Source organism: Pseudomonas iranensis (genome assembly GCF_014268585.2).
Classification (GTDB): domain Bacteria; phylum Pseudomonadota; class Gammaproteobacteria; order Pseudomonadales; family Pseudomonadaceae; genus Aquipseudomonas; species Aquipseudomonas iranensis.
Map to the genome: position 1 here is coordinate 3,938,022 of NZ_CP077092.1, position 14,057 is coordinate 3,952,078.

Here is a 14,057-nt window from a genome sequence, read left to right on the forward strand (position 1 = left end):
ATGAACGATCACAACAACAATATTCAGTTGGAAACCGCCATGACCACGACCACCATGACCATGATCCAGGCCCTGCGCTCGGCCATGGATGTGATGCTTGAGCGTGATGACAACGTCGTCGTGTTCGGTCAGGACGTCGGCTACTTCGGCGGCGTGTTCCGCTGCACCGAAGGCCTGCAGACCAAGTACGGCACCTCGCGGGTGTTCGACGCGCCGATCTCGGAAAGCGGCATCGTCGGCGTGGCCGTCGGCATGGGCGCCTACGGTTTGCGTCCGGTCGCCGAAATCCAGTTCGCCGACTACGTCTACCCCGCCTCCGACCAGATCATCTCCGAAGCAGCGCGTCTGCGTTATCGCTCGGCCGGTGAATTCACCGCACCGATGACCCTGCGCATGCCTTGCGGCGGCGGCATCTACGGCGGCCAGACCCACAGCCAGAGCATCGAGGCGATGTTCACTCAGGTCTGCGGTCTGCGCACGGTCATGCCGTCCAACCCGTACGACGCCAAAGGCCTGCTGATCGCTTCCATCGAAAACGATGACCCGGTGATCTTCCTTGAGCCGAAACGCCTGTACAACGGCCCGTTCGATGGCCATCACGACCGCCCGGTAACCCCGTGGTCGAAACACCCGCAAGCCCAGGTGCCGGACGGTTACTACACCGTGCCGCTGGACGTTGCCGCGATCACTCGTCCGGGCAAGGACGTGACCGTGCTGACCTACGGCACCACGGTATACGTCTCGCAAGTCGCTGCCGAAGAATCCGGCGTCGATGCCGAAGTTATCGACCTGCGCAGCCTGTGGCCGCTGGACCTGGAAACCATCGTCAAGTCGGTGAAGAAAACCGGCCGCTGCGTGGTGGTTCACGAAGCCACCCGCACCTGCGGTTTCGGCGCCGAGCTGGTGTCGCTGGTGCAAGAGCATTGCTTCCATCACCTGGAAGCGCCGATCGAGCGCGTCACCGGTTGGGACACCCCCTACCCGCACGCGCAGGAGTGGGCGTATTTCCCAGGGCCGTCCCGAGTGGGCGCGGCGTTGAAACGGGTCATGGAGGTCTGAATGGGCACGCACGTTATCAAGATGCCGGACATCGGCGAAGGCATCGCAGAAGTAGAACTGTCGCAGTGGCACGTCAAGGTCGGCGATCTGGTGGTTGAAGATCAGGTGCTGGCGGACGTGATGACCGACAAGGCGATGGTCGATATTCCATCGCCGGTACACGGAAAAGTGATAGCGCTCGGTGGTCAGCCGGGTGAAGTGATGGCGGTCGGCAGTGTGCTGATCAGCATTGAAGTCGAAGGGGCTGGCAACCTTAAAGAGTCCGCCGCGCCCGCGCCGGTCAAAGAAGCACCGGTTGCGCCGAAGGTTGAAGCCGCTGTCGAAAGCAAACCCGCCGCAGCCGCCGCACCACGTCCGGCTGCCGTTTGCCAAGGCCCGATGGTTGCTCGCGAAGCGGATGAACGCCCGCTCGCATCGCCGGCCGTGCGCAAACATGCGCTGGATCTGGGTATTCAATTGCGTCTGGTGCGCGGTTCCGGCCCGGCCGGTCGTGTGCTGCACGAAGACCTTGAAGCCTATCTGGCGCAAGGTCAGTCGAACGCTTCGGCACCGGTTGCCGCCGCGTACGCCCAGCGTAACGACGAAGAACAGATTCAAGTGATCGGCATGCGCCGCAAGATTGCCCAGCGCATGCAGGACGCTACTCAGCGTGCCGCGCACTTCAGTTATGTTGAAGAAATCGACGTCACCGCGATCGAAGAACTGCGTGCGCATCTGAATGAAAAGCATGGCGCCAGCCGTGGCAAGTTGACCTTGTTGCCGTTCCTCGTTCGCGCGCTGGTCGTCGCCCTGCGCGACTTCCCGCAGATGAACGCCCGTTACGACGACGAAGCGCAAGTCATTACGCGCCTGGGCGCGGTGCATGTCGGCGTCGCCACGCAAAGCGATGTCGGCCTGATGGTGCCTGTGGTGCGTCACGCCGAAGCGCGCAGCCTGTGGGACAGCGCCGCGGAAATTTCGCGTTTGGCCAACGCCGCGCGCAATGGCAAGGCCAGCCGCGATGAGCTGTCCGGTTCGACCATTACTCTGACCAGCCTCGGTGCGCTGGGCGGCATTGTCAGCACGCCGGTGCTGAACCTGCCGGAAGTGGCCATTGTCGGCGTGAACAAAATCGTCGAGCGGCCAATGGTGGTCAAAGGCCAGGTGGTGATCCGCAAGATGATGAACCTCTCCAGCTCCTTCGATCACCGCGTGGTCGACGGCATGGACGCGGCGCTTTTCATCCAGGCCATTCGTGGCTTGCTCGAACAACCTGCCACTCTGTTTGTGGAGTAAGCCCGAATGCAATCTCTGAGCACCACCCTGCTGATCATCGGCGGCGGCCCCGGCGGTTACGTCACGGCAATCCGCGCCGGGCAACTGGGCATCCCGACCATCCTGGTCGAAGGCCAATCGTTGGGCGGCACCTGCCTGAATATCGGCTGCATTCCGTCGAAAGCGCTGATTCATGTGGCAGAGCAGTTTCATCAGACGCAGCATCACAGCCAGCATTCGGCGTTGGGCATCAGCGTTGCCGCACCGACCCTGGATATCAGCAAAAGCGTCGAGTGGAAGGACGGCATCGTTGATCGCCTGACCACTGGTGTCGCCGCGCTGCTGAGGAAAAACAAGGTTCAGGTCATCAACGGCTGGGCGAAAATCATCGACGGCAAAACCGTGGAAGTCGGCGAAACGCGCATCCAGTGCGAGCACTTGGTACTGGCCACCGGTTCGACCAGCGTCAACCTGCCGATCCTGCCGATTGGCGGACCGATCATCTCCTCCACCGAAGCGCTGGCGCCGACGTCTGTGCCGAAACGTCTGGTGGTGGTCGGCGGTGGTTACATCGGCCTGGAGCTGGGCATCGCCTATCGCAAGCTCGGCGCCGAGGTCAGTGTGGTCGAGGCACAGGATCGAATTCTTCCGGCTTACGACGCGGAGCTGACACAACCGGTGCATGAGGCGCTCAAGCAACTGGGGGTGAAGCTGTACCTCAAACACAGTGTGCTGGGTTTCGACGGCACATTGCAGGTGCGCGATCCTGAAGGCGAAACCCTCAATCTGGAAACCGATCAGGTACTGGTCGCGGTCGGACGCAAACCCAATACACAGGGATTCAATCTCGAAGCGTTGAATCTGGACATGAACGGTTCGGCGATCAAGATCGACAGCGGTTGCCAAACCAGCATGCGCAACGTCTACGCCATTGGCGACGTGAGCGGCGAACCGATGCTGGCCCACCGCGCTATGGCTCAGGGCGAAATGGTTGCCGAGCTGATCAGTGGCAAGCGCCGCGAATTCAACCCGACCGCCATCGCCGCCGTGTGCTTTACCGACCCGGAACTGGTGGTGGTCGGCAAAACTCCGGACGAGGCCAAGGCTGCCGGGCTGGACTGCATCGTTGCAAGCTTCCCGTTCGCCGCCAACGGCCGCGCAATGACCCTGGAATCGAAAAGCGGCTTCGTCCGGGTGGTCGCACGTCGTGACAATCATTTGATTGTCGGCTGGCAAGCGGTGGGTGTCGGGGTTTCCGAATTGTCGACGGCATTCGCGCAGAGCCTGGAAATGGGCGCGCGCCTGGAAGACATCGGCGGCACCATTCATGCCCACCCGACCTTGGGCGAAGCGGTGCAGGAAGCGGCGTTGCGGGCGCTGGGGCATGCGCTGCATCTGTGACAGATGCAGCCGAATGCCGCTGTGGCGAGGGGATTTATCCCCGCTGGGTTGCGCAGCAACCGCAAAATCGGCCACCGCCGAACGTCAGATATCTGAGCCAAAGGGGCCGCTTCGCAGCCCAGCGGGGATAAATCCCCTCGCCACAAGCTGCGAAACCGCTCAAGAATGAAGTATTGTTGTGCCCATCCAAAAAAACGTCAGAAGCCTTGAACCGTTTCGGCGGTTGTTCAGTGATAGAGGGTGTCATGGGTAACGAAAGCATCAATTGGGACAAGCTGGGTTTTGACTACATCAAGACCGACAAGCGCTATCTGTCGTACTTTCGCGATGGCGAGTGGGACAAAGGCACCCTGACCGAAGATAACGTCCTGCACATCAGCGAAGGCTCCACTGCCCTTCACTACGGTCAGCAGTGCTTCGAAGGCATGAAGGCCTATCGCTGCAAGGACGGCTCGATCAACCTGTTCCGCCCGGACCAGAACGCCCTGCGCATGCAACGCAGCTGCGCGCGTCTGCTGATGCCGACGGTCGACACCGAGCAGTTCATCGAAGCCTGCAAAGCCGTGGTTCGCGCCAACGAGCGTTTCATCCCGCCGTACGGCACCGGCGGCGCGCTGTACCTGCGCCCGTTCGTGATCGGCGTCGGTGACAACATCGGCGTACGCACTGCGCCCGAGTTCATCTTTTCGATCTTCTGCATCCCGGTCGGCGCCTACTTCAAGGGCGGCCTGACTCCGCACAACTTCCAGATCTCCAGCTACGACCGCGCGGCGCCGCAAGGCACCGGCGCGGCCAAGGTCGGTGGCAACTACGCCGCCAGCCTGATGCCGGGTTCGAAAGCCAAGAAAGCCAACTTCGCCGACGCGATCTACCTCGATCCGATGACCCACACCAAGATCGAGGAAGTCGGTTCGGCCAACTTCTTCGGAATCACTCACGACAACAAGTTCGTCACCCCGAACTCGCCATCGGTCCTGCCAGGCATCACCCGCCTGTCGCTGATCGAACTGGCCAAATCGCGTCTGGGCCTGGAAGTGGTTGAAGGCGACGTGCTGATCGACAAGCTGTCGGACTTCAAGGAAGCCGGTGCCTGCGGTACCGCTGCGGTGATCACGCCGATCGGTGGCATCAGCTACAACGATCACCTGCATGTGTTCCACAGCGAAACCGAGGTAGGCCCGGTGACCCAGCAGCTCTACAAAGAGCTGACTGGCGTGCAGACCGGCGACATCGAAGCGCCAGCGGGCTGGATTGTCAAGGTTTGATCTGACGACTGCTGATGCACAAAAGCCCTCCACCGAGTGATTGGTGGGGGGCTTTTTTGATTGTGGTTGTTGGTTTTTTTTGTGTAAGGCTGGAGATCTTTTCCCCCTCACCCCAGCCCTCTCCCCCAGGGGGGCGAGGGGGAAAGGGAGCCGACTTGTGCGCTTTTCAAAAATCGCATTCACCTCGGCCATTCAGGTCGATGGAGTTCGCAAGAACACCTCGGTCGGCTCCCTCTCCCTCCGGGAGAGGGCTGGGGTGAGGGTAGGCTTTTCGCTCTTCAAGGCAATCCGTTTACCAAGTCGATCAGCAATCCCGCTCGCCTGCCCATTCTGCTGCTTGCCCATCCGCGCCTGGGTGATCAATCCCGGTATCAACTCGCCCTCCGGCAGATTCTTCCAGAACCGCACCGGCAAATGCCCTTGCATGACCTTCGGGTTCAACCGCGCCGGGTTGAAGATGTGGCTGTAGTAGGTCAACCACAAATCGCCGTGGGGGTCGTCGACGTTCTGTGCCAGTTGCTGCCATTCAATCGGGCATTGCCGCTCGTGAATCAATTGCTCACCGTCGTAGTACACACCATCGCGCGGCGTGGCGATCAACCAGCGATGCTGGCCCATGCGCCCGATGAAATGCTCGCTGGCGCTGTGCAGGATGTCATGGGCCGGTTCGTGCCACGCCACATATTGTGGACCGGGCTGATCCTTCGGCCGCTCGATGAAACGCACAAACGCATGCAGATGATGGGCCTCGCGGCTGACCTGCTTGATGCGCCGCTGCAATTCGCTGCCGAGCTTGTCGCCGGCCATCATCGCCGTGCGGTCGCCGTGACTGACGCGCCAGAGCACTTCATACAACAGGCTCCAGCGCTGTTCGCCGCGATAGCGCGCCGCTTGTTCGAGGGTGGCGAGCAGCGCACGGGGAATACGCGCCTGAAACGGCCCCTGCTCTTCGGGCACGTGATCATCACTGGCAAACAGATCGCCAACGCCCTCCACCGCCCAGCTCACCAGACTCGGATCGATCTCATGGCTGAGCAACCAGCGCGCCTGCTGGCGCCAGGTGTCGAACAGATCGTCACAATCGAGACTGATCATCCCCACAACCCCATCTGCTGCGGCATCGGCCGGTCGCGCAATTGCTGGTAGAGCATGTGACTGGTGACTTCCGCCTGTTGCGGGTGGTAATCGCTGGTGATGATGAACGGCTTGGCCTTGGCGAGCACACAGCGCATCCGTGCCACATCTTCGTAACGGATGCGGCGCTGACGGCGCAACTCGACCAGGCGCTCGGTGGTGCGCAAGCCGATGCCCGGGATCCGTGCGATCAACGTCGCGTCAGCACGGTTGAGGTCGAGCGGGAACACTTCGCGATTTTCCAGCGCCCAGGCCAGCTTCGGGTCGATATCGAGCGCCAGATTGCCCGGGCCTTTGAGCAATTCGTCAGCGCTGTAGCCGTAGCTGCGCAGGAGGAAATCAGCCTGATACAAACGGTGCTCGCGCATCAGCGGTGGCGCGGCGAGCGGTACGCTTTTCGGGCTGTCGGGGATCGGACTGAATGCCGAGTAATAGACCCGGCGCAAACGGAAGTTGCCATACAGGGACTGGGCGCTGTGCAGGATGGTGCTGTCATCGGTGTCATCGGCACCGACAATCAATTGCGTGCTTTGCCCGGCCGGGGCGAACTTGGCCGAGCGCGGTTCGTTCAACACTGTTTGCACGCCGGTGTAGATGGTGTTCATCGCTTGCTTGATCGAGGTGATGTCCTTCTCCGGCGCCAGCGTCTGCAGACTGGCATCGGTGGGCAATTCTATGTTGACGCTGAGGCGGTCGGCATAACGCCCGGCTTCTTCGATCAAGGCCGGATCGGCTTCCGGAATGGTCTTCAAATGGATGTAGCCGCGAAATTCGTGCTCTTCACGGAGCAACTTCGCCACCCGCACCAGTTGCTCCATGGTGTAGTCCGCCGAGCGAATGATCCCGGAGCTGAGAAACAGCCCGCTGACGCAGTTGCGCCGGTAGAAATCCATGGTCAGCGTCACGACTTCTTCCGGGGTGAAGCGCGCACGCGGCACATCGCTGGAACGGCGATTGACGCAATATTGACAATCGTAAAGACAGAAGTTGGTCAGCAGGATTTTCAGCAACGACACACAGCGCCCGTCCGGCGTGTAGCTGTGGCAAATGCCCATGCCGTCCGTCGAACCGAGCCCGCTCTTGCCCTCGGAGCTGCGCTTGGGCGCACCACTGCTGGCGCAGGAGGCGTCGTACTTGGCGGCGTCGGCGAGGATGCTGAGCTTGTCGATGATTTGCATGGCGCGGGCTCTTTACTGTGTGCATATACAGTATAGGCTCGCCCGCCGCGAAACAAGTTGATGGATGACCCCTCGTCGGCTGCCCATCCAGATTGCGGCGTGTGGGAGCGAGCCTGCTCGCGAAGAGGCCCTGCCAGCTACCGCAACTCAGCGATCAAACCGCCCACTGCAATATCAACCAACTGTTCGCCCCGCTGATCAACACAAACAGCCCCCAAGCCAGCACCCGCGTGGGCCAGCGATTGACGAACGGCCCCATCAATTGCCGATCGTTGGTCATGCGAATCAGCGGGTACAAGGCGAACGGCAGTTGCAGACTGAGCACCACCTGGCTCAACACCAGCAATTTGCCTATAGCGCCATCACCGAGCAGCCATACGCCGATGAACGCCGGAATCAGCGCCAGCCCGCGAGTGATCAAACGCCGCTGCCAGCACGGGATGCGCAGGTTCAGATAGCCTTCCATGATGACCTGCCCGGCGATGGTCCCGGTGAAGGTCGAACTCTGCCCCGACGCGAGCAGCGCCACGCCGAACAACACACTGGCCAGCGCACCGCCCACCAGCGGATCGAGCAGGTGATAGGCGTCCTGAATGTCGACCACATCGGTGTGCCCGGACTGGTGAAACGCCGCCGCCGCGAGAATCAGGATCGCCGCGTTGACCAGCAGCGCCAGGGCCAGCGAACCGATGGTGTCGATGCGCGCCAGTTTCACCGCGTCCTGTTTGCTCGCCAGGTCCTTGCCGATCATCCGCGTTTGCACGATCGAGGTGTGCAGATACAGGTTATGCGGCATCACTGTGGCGCCGAGGATGCCGATGGCCAGATACAGCGGCGCCGCATCGCTGATCGCGGACAGCGAGGGTTTGAAGCCCAGCGCCACGTCTGGCCAGTACGGTTTGATCAACAACAATTCGACGAAGAAACACACACCGATGGTCGCGACCAGCACCAGCATGATCGCTTCGAGACGGCGAAATCCCCGGTTCTGCAGGGCCAGCACCAGCAGCGTGTCGAACGCCGTCAGAGCGATACCGAAGGTCAGCGAGCAACCGAGCAGCAAGTGAAACGCGAGAGCGCAGCCAAGCACTTCGGCGAGGTCGGTGGCGATGATCGAGATCTCCGCCAGTATCCATTGCAGGCGCGCGGTCGGCGTGCTGTAGCGCTCGCGGGACAACTGCGCCAGATCGCGCCCGGTGGCGATGCCTAGCCGCGAACACAGGCACTGCACCACCATGCCGGCCAGACTCGCCAGCAACACGACGAATAAAAGACTGTAGCCGAAACGCGAACCGGCCTCGATCGCGGTCGCCCAGTTGCCCGGGTCCATGTAGCCGATCGACACCAGCAAACCGGGACCGGCGAAACGCAGCACACGTTTGAAGAACGAGGCAGTCGGATCGACCGCAACACTGCCGGCCACTTCCGGCGGGCAAAACGGCGCGGTGGCGATTTTGGGCAGACTGAATTTCACGCACACATCCAGAAACAAAAACGGGAGCCCGGCAGCTTAGTCGTTTCGCCTAGTGCCTTGAAGCGCAAGATCACTGAACCTATGGGTTCACCCCCAACAACTGCTCGCGCAACTCGGGACTGCGTGTTCGCGGATCCAGCCAGATATCGAAAAACGCCTTGGCAAACTGTGGATCCTCAATCTCATGCTGCAGCTTCTGGCCGACAAAAAACCGCGCGCCCTGCCCCGGCAGATACACGCCGGTTATGCGCGTGCCGGCCTGGACGTCGACAAAGGATTGCTGCATCTGCGCCTGCCAGCCGGCCAATTGCGCTGAAGTGACCCGAGGACCGGCAAGGCGTTTGATCTCATCGACGCTGGTGCTGACCAGATCGTCTCGCGAGATGTTGCGCCGGTAGATCAGCTCCAGTGCAAACGGCTGGCCGTCCGCCAGAGGCCGCGCGGCACTCCACAACCGCGCGCTGTAAACATCGAAGCCGAACACGCTGAAATCGCCACTGCCGATGATTTGCGCCCCTGGCACTGCGTCCTGCCAATTGGCCCACGTCGGCGTCAGCAACAGCGCCCACAAGCCGATGCCACAACAGCCACGTACGAGCTTGGGTGTTCTGTTCATCGCCGTATCGTCTCCGCTGCATTGTGATGATCAAAGCATAGCCGGATTCGCGCCTGAATTTTTGTATACAAAAATTGCGAACATAGGCAGCAATCTTTAATCGGCAGTGCTAACGTGGCTCATCCTGACCCGATGGAGACACCCGCGTGCTGATCCTCAAACTGCTGCTGATTCCCGGTTTTCTCCTGCTGATTTCCCTGGCGGGCAAACGTTGGGGGCCGAGCGTGGCCGGGTGGCTGTCGGGATTGCCGGTGGTGGTCGGGCCGATTCTGTTCTTTCTGGCGATCGAACAAGGTCCGCAGTTTGCCGCGCAATCAGCGGTCGCGGCGCTGTCGGCGATGTTCGCGATGATCGCGTTCTGCATCACCTATGCGCAGGTGGCGCAGCGGGCGAACTGGCCGTGGGCGTTGACCATTTCACTGGCGGTGTGGGCCGCGCTGGCGACGGTGTTGTCGGTGATTCCGGCGTCCTTGCCGTTCTCGGTGATTGCGGCAGCGGTGGCACTGCTCGCTTCGCCTTATCTGTTCCCCGAAGTGCAGCCGGTGTTGAACGGGCCAGCACCGAAGTCGGACAAACTGATTTGGCGGATGATCGCCGGTGCGGCGCTGACGCTGGTGGTGACGATGCTCGCCAGCACCGTCGGCGAACGCTGGAGCGGCCTGCTCGCGGTGTTCCCGGTGCTCGGCAGCGTCATGGCGGTGTTCTCGCAACAAACCCGCGGCCCGGCGTTTACCGCTGCGTTACTGCGCGCAACGGCGACCGGCATGTATTCGTTTTCGGCGTTCTGCCTGGTGTCGGCCTTGACGCTGCCGACCATGGGCCTCAGCGGCTTCGCAGTGGGAGTGGCAGTGTCGGTGGCCATGCTCGGGGTGACCCGGCGTCTGCTGGCGCGGCCAGTGGCCAAGGCGCAAGCGCAATAACCGCCCGGACGAATCGCGCTGGAACGCCCGGCATGCTCCATGGGATGATCGCCCGCCTCGCGCGACCATTCACCGGAGATTTCAGATGTCATTGTTAAGCAAAAAAGCCGTCGTCCTGATGCTGGCGGCCGTCGCCGGTTTCGCCGCGATCAACGCGCACGCCGCCAAGGAAAAGGTCAAAACCGAGAAGGTCTCGCTGCTCGACGGCAAGTTTGCCTTCGTCCTGCCCAAAGGCTTTGTCGCTGACCCGCTGCCCGCCAGCCCGAGCGGGGCCAAGGGCACGATGTACACCAACCAGACCACCAAGACCGTGGTCATCGCCGCCGAAAACCAGATCCCGGCTGGGCAGAACGTCAAGGACAACGACGGTGAGTTTCTCGACGGCAGCGTGTCGAGTTTCATCGACGATCAGCGCAAGGCCCTGCCGGACTTCAACAAACTCAGCGAGAAAAGCCTGACCCAGAAAGGCACCGGCCTCGGACTGCGGCAGGTTGACAGCACCGCCACCCAGGGCGGTGGCCAGACGCTGAACACCACATTGCTGGCCGGCTCGGGGACGAAGATGGCGCTGGTGCAAGTGATTTCCCGCGCCAGCGACAAAAAAGGTCACGATGCCCTGATCAAAGCCATCGTCAAGGATTGAGCCGCTGCAACCAGCCATTCAGGTCACGCAACTCGGCAGCAGTGATGCTGTGGCCGACGCCCGGATACGCGTGAAACTCGGGCTGGTAATCGAGCTTGTGCAATAGCGCGTTGGCCTCGGTGCCGTGACGGTAAGGCACCGGATCATCAGCGGTGCCGTGGCCGATAAATATGCTCAGCGGCAGTGGCGCTTGCCCGGGCTTGAGTTCGGCTTTGAGCACCGGCAACAAGCGCCCGCTCAACCCGGCAAACCCGCCCACGACCGCTGGCGCGCGCAGGCCCACTTCGTAACTCATCATCGCGCCTTGGCTGAAGCCGATCAGGTACACCTTGTCCGGCGCGGCGTGATATTTCTTCGCCGCCTGGGCGATAAAGTCGCGCAGCTTCTGGCCGCTGACCTTCAGATCATCGGTCTCGCCGTTGTAGGCGCCTTCACCTTTCTTGCGAAACCACTGGAAACGTCCTTCACCCAATGTCATCGGCGCGCGCACGGAAAGGTAGTTGTACTGCGCCGGCAGCTGAAATTTCATGCCGATCAGATCGGCCTCGTTACTGCCATAACCGTGCAGGAAAATCACCAGCGGACGTGGTTCAGCGTCGGCGTGGACCTGTTCGAGGTACTTGAGTGGCAGATCGGATTGCAGGGTGGTTTGCGCGTGAACGGCGGTGGATGCGAGCAGGGTCAGCAGGGCGAACAATTTCAGCATTGCAGCGTTCCTTCACAGAGTGTCGGGTTCGCGGGGAGCCTAACATCCTCGGCTGAGGATCCAAATTTTGTGGTGCGGCTGATGGCCCTTTCGCGAGCAGGCTCGCTCCCACCGTTGAAATGCGTTCCCCCTGTGGGAGCGAGCCTGCTCGCGAAGAGGCCCGCACCTTCACCGCAACCTGTCAGTCGTTCGTCAGCTTGCCGGTACGAAACGGCACCCGCCCCGCCACTTTCGCCTGCCAGATCCCCGGCTCGGTATAACGCCCGCGATCAATCGCGAACAGCACCCCGCTGGTGCCGGCGCGCACGGTGGTCACGCGATCCTGCAATGGGTCAACAACCTCGAACAGCGCATCGCCCTGCTCTACCCACTCGCCGGCATTGCGCAAGAAACTGACCACGCCATGGTGCGGGGCGAACAGGTATTCGGTGCCTTCGAACGGCAGACCTTCACAACATTCGCTCGGCGCCGCCGGCCAGTCGCCGCTGATGAAACCCTGCTCGGCGAGAAAACCCAGGATCGCTTCGCAATTGGCCTGAGCCTGATCGACGCGGGTGTCGCCCATGCTGCCCAGCTCCAGCGTCGTCGCCAGATTCGCCGCCGGAATCGCCGCGTCCGGGAATGCTTTGGCCAGACGCAGCCACGGCGTCGAGCAGGATTCATCGAACGAGCTGCCGCCGGAGTCCTCGCAGAGCAACGCGACGCCGGCCTGCAACCGCGCCGCCAGCGATTGCCATTGCGGCCAGTGTTGCGGCAGCGCGTAGAGGTGAATCGCAGCGTCGAAGTCGCAATGCAGATCGAGGGTGATGTCGGCGTCGCAGGCGTGGCGCAGCAACAAGCGGTGCAAGGCTTCCAGTTGCGAGGCCGGCGCCGGCAATTCTTCGAAGACCTGAGCCATAGCCTGGCGGATCAGCGCGACGTTGGCCTCGTCATCCGCGCCCAGACGCTCGCCAACCAGCGCCGCGACCGGGGCGCTGAGTTCGACGAATGCGCGGTTGAAATTCTTGCCGCTGCCCAGTTCGAAGCGGCCCATGTGATTGCCTTGCAGATGCTGATCCAGGCCGATCGGATTGGCCACCGGCACCAGTTCGATAACGCCCTGCAAACGGCCCTGCCGTTCCAGTTCGTTCAAGCGCAGCTTGAGTTCCCACGCGGTGCGCATGCCCGGCAGTTCATCGGCGTGCAGGCTGGCCTGGATATACACCTTGCGGCTGCCGGCGCCGTAGCGAAAAACGCTGAGGGAGCGCTCGCTGCCCAAGTGGCTCCAGGGCAGAACGTGGTCGATGCGTTGCATGGAAAACTCCTTAATAGCTGGGTTACGCAAATCCCTGTGGGAGCGAGCCTGCTCGCGAATGCGTCAGGTCAGACGATGACGATGTCGAATGTCAGACCGCTTTCGCGAGCAGGCTCGCTCCCACAGAGAATTTCCATCAATAAAAGAACATAAAAAAAGTGGCCACCGCGCAAACGGGGCCACTTTTTTTTCACGGCGTATTAATGGCCGTATACGTCAAAGTCGAAGTACTTGTCCTGGACTTTCTTGTACTCGCCATTGGCGCGGATTTCGGTGATGGCTTTGTTGAATTGCTCAGCCAGTGCGGTATCGCCCTTGCGCACCGCGATCCCAGCGCCGCCGCCGAAGTACTTGGCGTCTTCGTAGGTCGGGCCGACGAATTCGAAGCCTTTGCCGGCGTCGGTTTTCAGGAAACCGTCGCTGAGGTTGACCGAGTCGGCCAGCATCGCGTCGATACGCCCGGACACCATGTCGAGGTTGGCTTCCTGCTGCGAGCCGTAGCGCACCAGTTCGATCCCGGCCGGAACCAGCACTTCGGTCGCGTAACGGTCGTGAGTACTGGCGCGCAGCACGCCGACTTTCTTGCCCTTGAGTTCGGTCAGCGGGTCTTTCACGCCCGAGCCTTCCTTCATCACGAAGCGTGCCGGGGTGTGGTAGTACTTGATGGTGAAATCGACGTTCTTCTTGCGATCGTCAGTGATGGTCATCGACGACAGGATCGCGTCGATCTTCTTCACTTTCAGCGCCGGGATCAGGCCATCGAACTCTTGCTCGACCCACGTGCATTTAACCTTCATCTGCGCGCACAGTGCGTCACCGATGTCCACGTCAAAACCAGTGAGTTTGCCGTCAGGGGTTTTCATCGAGAATGGCGGGTACCCGGCTTCGATACCGATGCGGATCGGCTTGGCGTCTTCGGCCACGGCGGTCAGGGACAACATCGACAGTGCCAGGGCACCGAACATCACTAGCTTTTTCATTTATTACTCCCGTGCGGAGGCTTTTATTGGCAGCTTTCGAGTCAGCGTTCGGTCATGGCGTTCTAACGGCAAAAACCGACGTGGCCGGCAGTCTATGGCGGCGCGCAGGGAGGCAATTGTTTTTAAGCGACAA

The 14,057-nt window shown here is 61.3% G+C and carries 12 protein-coding genes and 1 pseudogene; 6 read left to right on the forward strand and 7 right to left on the reverse strand.

What is annotated here, in order from left to right; genetic code table 11:
- The 4 genes from HU724_RS17560 to HU724_RS17575 all read left to right on the forward strand — a co-directional run bounded on the left by HU724_RS17560 (position 1) and on the right by HU724_RS17575 (position 4,979).
- The gene (locus HU724_RS17560; protein WP_003224000.1) at positions 1 to 1,059 is read left to right on the forward strand and encodes an alpha-ketoacid dehydrogenase subunit beta; all 1,059 of its coding nucleotides are present in this window, start codon (positions 1 to 3) and stop codon (positions 1,057 to 1,059) included.
- Positions 1,060 to 2,334 (forward strand): dihydrolipoamide acetyltransferase family protein, encoded by a 1,275-nt coding sequence (locus tag HU724_RS17565; RefSeq protein WP_186566503.1) that lies wholly within the window; start codon positions 1,060 to 1,062, stop codon positions 2,332 to 2,334. It abuts the gene before it with no gap.
- 6 nt (positions 2,335 to 2,340) lie between these two features.
- Positions 2,341 to 3,714, forward strand: coding sequence for a dihydrolipoyl dehydrogenase (gene lpdA, locus HU724_RS17570; protein WP_186566501.1), 1,374 nt, complete (start codon positions 2,341 to 2,343; stop codon positions 3,712 to 3,714).
- Positions 3,715 to 3,959: 245 nt separating this feature from the next.
- Positions 3,960 to 4,979, forward strand: coding sequence for a branched-chain amino acid aminotransferase (locus HU724_RS17575; protein ID WP_016775201.1), 1,020 nt, complete (start codon positions 3,960 to 3,962; stop codon positions 4,977 to 4,979).
- Between the two features lie 276 nt (positions 4,980 to 5,255).
- Here the strand turns inward: HU724_RS17575 and HU724_RS17580 are convergent.
- From HU724_RS17580 to HU724_RS17595, 4 genes and pseudogenes are all read right to left on the reverse strand, one after another.
- Positions 5,256 to 6,074 (reverse strand): annotated as a pseudogene (locus HU724_RS17580) (TIGR03915 family putative DNA repair protein); the annotation flags it as partial.
- A complete protein-coding gene (locus HU724_RS17585) occupies positions 6,071 to 7,291 on the reverse strand; it encodes a putative DNA modification/repair radical SAM protein (protein ID WP_024013352.1) in 1,221 nt (406 codons plus the stop codon). The pseudogene HU724_RS17580 and the gene HU724_RS17585, both read right to left, overlap by 4 nt.
- Positions 7,292 to 7,445: 154 nt before the next feature.
- On the reverse strand, positions 7,446 to 8,714 hold the full coding sequence (locus tag HU724_RS17590) for an Nramp family divalent metal transporter (protein WP_371915140.1): 1,269 nt from the start codon (positions 8,712 to 8,714) through the stop codon (positions 7,446 to 7,448).
- 130 nt (positions 8,715 to 8,844) lie between these two features.
- On the reverse strand, positions 8,845 to 9,381 hold the full coding sequence (locus HU724_RS17595) for a chalcone isomerase family protein (protein ID WP_024013354.1): 537 nt from the start codon (positions 9,379 to 9,381) through the stop codon (positions 8,845 to 8,847).
- A gap of 146 nt (positions 9,382 to 9,527) precedes the next feature.
- Between HU724_RS17595 and HU724_RS17600 the strand changes: the two genes are divergently transcribed.
- Complete coding sequence (locus HU724_RS17600) at positions 9,528 to 10,301, forward strand: hypothetical protein (RefSeq protein WP_186566499.1); 774 nt, start codon at positions 9,528 to 9,530, stop codon at positions 10,299 to 10,301.
- Positions 10,302 to 10,386: 85 nt separating this feature from the next.
- Complete coding sequence (locus HU724_RS17605) at positions 10,387 to 10,944, forward strand: DcrB/PsbP domain-containing protein (RefSeq protein ID WP_186566497.1); 558 nt, start codon at positions 10,387 to 10,389, stop codon at positions 10,942 to 10,944.
- Here the strand turns inward: HU724_RS17605 and HU724_RS17610 are convergent.
- The 3 genes from HU724_RS17610 to HU724_RS17620 form a co-directional block, all read right to left on the reverse strand.
- Complete coding sequence (locus HU724_RS17610) at positions 10,934 to 11,650, reverse strand: alpha/beta hydrolase (protein ID WP_186566495.1); 717 nt, start codon at positions 11,648 to 11,650, stop codon at positions 10,934 to 10,936. The two genes, HU724_RS17605 and HU724_RS17610, sit on opposite strands and share 11 nt — an antisense overlap.
- Positions 11,651 to 11,831: 181 nt before the next feature.
- Complete coding sequence (locus HU724_RS17615) at positions 11,832 to 12,944, reverse strand: succinylglutamate desuccinylase/aspartoacylase family protein (protein ID WP_186566493.1); 1,113 nt, start codon at positions 12,942 to 12,944, stop codon at positions 11,832 to 11,834.
- Between the two features lie 200 nt (positions 12,945 to 13,144).
- Positions 13,145 to 13,924 carry an ABC transporter substrate-binding protein gene (locus HU724_RS17620; protein ID WP_024013359.1) on the reverse strand — a complete coding sequence of 260 codons (780 nt, stop codon included), beginning with the start codon at positions 13,922 to 13,924 and terminating at the stop codon, positions 13,145 to 13,147.
- Between the last annotated feature and the right edge of the window lie 133 nt (positions 13,925 to 14,057).